Source organism: Mesorhizobium sp. M7A.F.Ca.US.014.04.1.1 (genome assembly GCF_003998745.1).
Classification (GTDB): domain Bacteria; phylum Pseudomonadota; class Alphaproteobacteria; order Rhizobiales; family Rhizobiaceae; genus Mesorhizobium; species Mesorhizobium ciceri.
Map to the genome: position 1 here is coordinate 1 of NZ_RZRW01000570.1, position 3,619 is coordinate 3,619.

A 3,619-nucleotide genomic window follows, 5' to 3' on the forward strand; every position below is an offset into this window, starting at 1 on the left:
AGGCCAGGCCGCCGCCGAGCGCTGGTCGCGGCTCGATGACGGAAATCGACAGGCGCTCCGATTGAGGTGCCCGCGCCAGATGCCAGGCCACCGCCGCGCCGGAAAAGCCGCCGCCAAGGATGGCGACGCGCAACCGGCGGGCCGGAGGGAGCGCGTTCACGAGGCGCTGGCGAGCGATTTCGGCCGGTGGTCGCCGGCGATGGTCTCGCCGAACGGACCGGTGTTGACGGACGAGCCGGCGGCTTTTACCGGATGGTCGGTCGGCAGTTTCGGCAGCACCAGTTCGCCGAAGCGATAGGCTTCTTCCAGATGCGGATAGCCGGACAGGATGAAGGTATCGATGCCGAGGCGCCGGTACTCGTCGATGCGCTCGGCGATCGTGTCGGGGGCGCCGACAAGGGCAGTACCGGCACCGCCGCGCACCAGGCCGACGCCGGCCCACAAATTGGGCGCGATCTCGAGCTTGGCACGATCGCCGCCATGCAATGCGCTCATCCGCGCCTGCCCGACCGAATCCATGCGCGCAAAGACTTTTTGGGCCGAGGCGATCGTCGTGTCGTCGAGGCGGCTGATCAGCCTGTCGGCAGCGGCCCAGGCCTCCTCGGTGGTTTCGCGGGCGATGACATGCAGCCTAATGCCGAAAGAGAGCTTGCGGCCGGCCTTCTGCGCCAGTTCACGCACGCTGTCCAGCTTGCGCTCGACATCGGCGGGCGGCTCGCCCCAGGTCAAATACTTGTCGATCTCCTGCGCCGCCACCGTCGACCCGGCATCGGACGAACCGCCGAAATACAGCGGCGGGTAAGGCGTCTGCACCGGCGGAAACAGCAGCCTTCCGTCCTCGATGTGGAAATGCTTGCCGTCATGCTCGACCGTCTCGCCGCTCAGCACCCGCTTGTATATGCGCAGGAACTCCTGCGTCACCTCATAGCGTTCGGCATGCGACAGGAAAATGCCGTCGCCCTTGTTCTCCAGCGGATCGCCGCCGGTGACGACGTTGATCAGCAGGCGGCCATTGGAGATGCGGTCCAGCGTCGCAGTCATGCGCGCGGCCAGCGTCGGCGACTGCAAACCGGGCCGCACAGCGACAAGGAAACGCAAGCGTTCGGTCATCGGCACAAGAGCCGATGCGATCACCCAGGAATCCTCGCACGAGCGGCCGGTCGGCAACAGCACGCCATAGTAGCCGAGCGTGTCGGCCGCCTTCGCCACTTGCGTCAGATAGGGCAGATCGACCGATCTGCCGCCCTCGGCCGTGCCGAGATAGCGGCTGTCGCCATGCGTCGGCAGAAACCAGAGCACCTTGATACGGTCTGGAATGTGCTTGCTCATGGCCTGTCTCCCGTCGCCTGACGGAGGCGGCCGGAGATGCCTGCTTTGGTTGACGGCGAGCGCAAAAAGGTAGGCATGGCGTGGTCCTGTCCGGGTGGAAACCAGATCGCCAGTGCAGATTGCTTATTCCACAAACTCTGTAGAGTTAGTTTATTCCAATTCCGTTGCCGCTATTAGAATTTCTCTCCCCAAGAAATCGGCGGCGAGGCCGACCCGAGTGCAGCGGGCCGGCCTTCCTGCATCAGAACGCTGGTTCGACCGCGTTGACGTTGTCCTTGGTGACGACTGTCAGCGGGATCGGCAGCCGGTCCTTGACCTCCTTGCCCTCGATGATCTCGGCCATCGTGTTGATCGCCAGGCGGCCATCCTCGACGGGCGACTGGACGATGGTCGAGTACATCTCATTGGTGCGGATCGATTCGAACGCATCCTTCTGGCCATTGATGCCGACGATCGGCGGTGCGGCCTTGGAGGGGTTCGCCTCTTTCCATGCGTCGATGAAGCCGCGGGCCATCGTGTCGTCATTGGCGTAGACACCGCTGATCTGGTCGCCGAAGCGTGTGATCAGATCGCGGCTCACCACCAGCGCCTTTTGCTGGTCGAAGTCGGCGTTGACCGTGTCGAGCACGTTGATCTCGGCATTGGTTTCCTTGAGACGGTCGGTAAATCCGCTGACGCGGCCGATCGTGGTGCCGTTGCCGGCCTGGCCGGCGATGATGACGACGGAGCCCTTGCCGCCCAGCGCCTTGCTCAGCGAGTCCGCCGCCAGCTTGCCTTCCTCATAGACATCAGGCCCGGTGAACGACTTGATGAACGGCTTGGCATCGTCGCTCATCGGCGAATTGATGAGGATCGCCGGAATGTTCGCCTGCTGCGCGCGCGCCAGCCCCGGTATGTATGCCTGCGGGTCGAGCGGCCACAGGATGATGCCATCGACCTTGCGCGCAACGCAGGTGTTGAGCTGCTCGGTGCCTTTCTGGACATCAAAATCCTGGCTGAGGCTCAGGATCTCGATGCCGAGTTCCGCAGCGCGCGCCTGAAGCGCCTTGTTGGCCGGCGTCGCGTAGGCATGCGAATCCGCTGCCGTCACGTAGCAGACCGTCTTGGCGCTGGCCCAGCCCGTCGATGCCAGCACAGCCGCCATGGCGGCGACGTGAAGCATGCTTTTCTTGCCAATCATGCGTTTCCTCCCAATCATGTGGTTCCTCCTTGAGTGATTGGATTGTCGCGAACGAGCGCCGGGCGCGTGCCCGGAGCCCTCCCCTTGGTGGTAACGGCCCGATCGAGCACGACGAGCAGGATCAGGATAAGCCCGGACACGACCTGCTGGACGTATGCGGGAACGGACTGGAACTCCATCGCGATGGTCAGCGAGCCGATCGTCAGCACGCCGCCGAGCGTGCCGAGCGCGGATCCCTTGCCGCCTTCGAGACGAGTCCCGCCGACAACGACCGCGGCAATGACGGCGACCGTCAGTTCCGAGCCGAAGACAGGCGAGCCGGTGTTGGTGACGAGGCTCTGGAGAACCCCCGCCAGGCCGGCAAGCGTGCCGGCAAAGACAAAGCCGAGAAAGACGATACGGTCCGAGGCGATACCGCTTTCCTTGGCAGCCGCCGGGTTGGACCCCACCGCAAAGACGTTGCGCCCAGGTATGGTGCGCGTCAGCCAGAAATGCAGCAGCACGATCAGGGCGATGAACAGCACGCTGCGGAGGGTGAAGACATCGAGATAGATCTTGGCCAGCGCCAGGGAGAGCATGATGTCGGTTCCGGTCACCGGCTGGCTGTTGGTGATCCAGTGCGCGAGTGAGCGGAAGATCAGCATCGTCGCGAGCGTCAGCACGAGCGAATTCACCTTCAGGCCGACGACCAGCATGCCGTTGATGGCGCCTGCCAGGGTACCGACCAGGATGCCGGCGATCGCGGCAGGCAGGATGCCGATCTCTCGCTGCAGGATGACCGATACGATGCCGGCCAGGGCAAACACGGCGCCACCGGAGAGGTCGATCTGGCCCGATATCAAAAGCACCGTCAGGCCGACCGCGATCAGGCCGATCGTCGCCGCCCGGTCGAGACCGAGGCCGAGCGTCGATGCCGAGAGGTAGCCGGGGACCAACAGCGCGGAAATGACGAGCGTCAGGCCGAGAATGATGACGACGCGATGCTGCGAGACAAGCGAAAGAAAACGCATCACGCCACGCCCCGCTTGCGCAGCGCCGCATCCATGCCGACGGCACCGACGATCAGGATGCCGAGCACGAAACCCTGGATTGGCGTGCGCACACCGTCGA

The 3,619-nt window shown here is 64.2% G+C and carries 4 protein-coding genes; all 4 read right to left on the reverse strand.

Features of this window, described 5'->3' with window-relative positions; translation table 11 throughout:
* Nucleotides 1-160: FAD-dependent oxidoreductase (locus tag EOA22_RS27685; RefSeq protein WP_127390364.1), on the reverse strand; the 160-nt coding region annotated here is incomplete at its 3' end.
* Nucleotides 157-1,329 (reverse strand): FMNH2-dependent alkanesulfonate monooxygenase, encoded by a 1,173-nt coding sequence (ssuD, locus tag EOA22_RS27690; RefSeq protein ID WP_127390365.1) that lies wholly within the window; start codon nt 1,327-1,329, stop codon nt 157-159. The genes ssuD and EOA22_RS27685, both read right to left, overlap by 4 nt.
* 241 nt (nt 1,330-1,570) lie before the next feature.
* A complete protein-coding gene (locus EOA22_RS27695) occupies nt 1,571-2,509 on the reverse strand; it encodes a sugar ABC transporter substrate-binding protein (RefSeq protein WP_013528163.1) in 939 nt (312 codons plus the stop codon).
* Nucleotides 2,510-2,523: 14 nt separating this feature from the next.
* On the reverse strand, nt 2,524-3,519 hold the full coding sequence (locus tag EOA22_RS27700; protein ID WP_063169855.1) for an ABC transporter permease: 996 nt from the start codon (nt 3,517-3,519) through the stop codon (nt 2,524-2,526).
* Nucleotides 3,520-3,619: the final 100 nt, after the last annotated feature.

Coding starts and splice junctions, on each gene's coding strand:
- ssuD (WP_127390365.1), bottom strand. CDS start 1,329: ATGAGCAAGCACATTCCAGACCGTATCAAGGTGCTCTGGTTTCTGCCG.
- EOA22_RS27695 (WP_013528163.1), bottom strand. CDS start 2,509: ATGATTGGCAAGAAAAGCATGCTTCACGTCGCCGCCATGGCGGCTGTG.
- EOA22_RS27700 (WP_063169855.1), bottom strand. CDS start 3,519: ATGCGTTTTCTTTCGCTTGTCTCGCAGCATCGCGTCGTCATCATTCTC.